This is a genomic window from Pedobacter sp. ASV12, from assembly GCF_016429155.1.
Lineage (GTDB): Bacteria > Bacteroidota > Bacteroidia > Sphingobacteriales > Sphingobacteriaceae > Pedobacter.
This window is the reverse complement of the sequence record NZ_JAELUC010000361.1, coordinates 1-386: the sequence shown is the minus strand read 5'-3', so window position 1 is coordinate 386 and position 386 is coordinate 1. Positions and strand designations below refer to the sequence as shown.

The following is a 386-nucleotide window of genomic DNA, read 5'->3' as shown; positions in this document are numbered from 1 at the left end:
CCCCCCCCCCCCCCCCCCCCCCCCCCCCCCCCCCCCCCCCCCCCCCCTCTTCCAAGCAGCAGACGGCATACGAGATCATGAGTACTGTCTCGTGGGCTCGGAGATGTGTATAAGAGACAGTCCGATTGTAGATGAGAGTTCGAAAAGAAGCGAAGAATCTGTTAATGCCGTAAAATCCTTATTTACGCGCAAGAATGGATTTATATCCAGGGAGGAAAGTCCTGATTATGGCGTTGATCTCGACGTAGAGCTGGTACTTGAGCAAATCAAGGCTACTTAACAGACATTCGCTATTCAGATCAAAAGCGGCCATTCGCTTGAGATCATCACCCATGAGGGAGTACAGTATATATCGTTAACATTTAAAACTTCCAGGCTGGGCTAGT

Annotated in this window: 1 protein-coding gene; it reads left to right on the top strand. The window is 50.8% G+C overall.

Annotation, left to right across the window (positions count from 1 at the left end; all coding sequences use genetic code 11):
• On the top strand, nucleotides 1-280 hold a 280-nt coding region (locus tag JHD69_RS20695), incomplete at its 5' end, for a DUF4365 domain-containing protein (RefSeq protein WP_199142190.1).
• Nucleotides 281-386: the final 106 nt, after the last annotated feature.